1 protein-coding gene is annotated in these 502 nt (G+C 67.3%); it reads left to right on the top strand.

Translation table 11 applies throughout. From position 1 onward, the window contains the following. Window positions 1-418: molybdopterin dinucleotide binding domain-containing protein (locus tag EKO23_RS24835; protein WP_281281003.1), on the top strand; the 418-nt coding region annotated here is incomplete at its 5' end. Window positions 419-502: the final 84 nt, after the last annotated feature.

The following is a 502-nucleotide window of genomic DNA, read 5'->3' as shown; positions in this document are numbered from 1 at the left end:
GTCGATCCACTCGGAGTACCAGGACAACCTGCTGATGCTCTCGCTGTCGCGTGGCGGACCGACGGTCTGGATGAGCCCGTCGGACGCGGCGGCGATCGAGGCCGCCGACAACGACTGGGTGGAGGTGGTCAACGCCAACGGGGTGCTGGTCGCCCGGGCGATCGTCTCCCACCGGATGCCGGCCGGTGTGGTCTACGTGCACCACGCGCAGGAGCGCACGATCGACGTCCCCAAGTCGGAGGCCACCGGCCGCCGCGGCGGCATCCACAACTCGGTGACCCGGCTGCTGGTGAAGCCCACCCACCTGATCGGCGGCTACGCCCAGCTCTCCTACACCTTCAACTACTTCGGTCCCACCGGGAACCAGCGCGACATGGTCGCCACCGTCCGCAAGCGGTCCCAGGAGGTGACGTACTGATGCGCGTCATGGCCCAGATGGGCATGGTGATGAACCTCGACAAGTGCATCGGGTGCCACACCTGCTCGGTGACCTGCAAGCAGG

The sequence above is a fragment of the Nocardioides guangzhouensis genome (assembly GCF_004519545.1).
Classification (GTDB): Bacteria; Actinomycetota; Actinomycetes; order Propionibacteriales; family Nocardioidaceae; genus Nocardioides; species Nocardioides guangzhouensis.
This window is presented reverse-complemented; position numbering and strand designations above follow the sequence as displayed.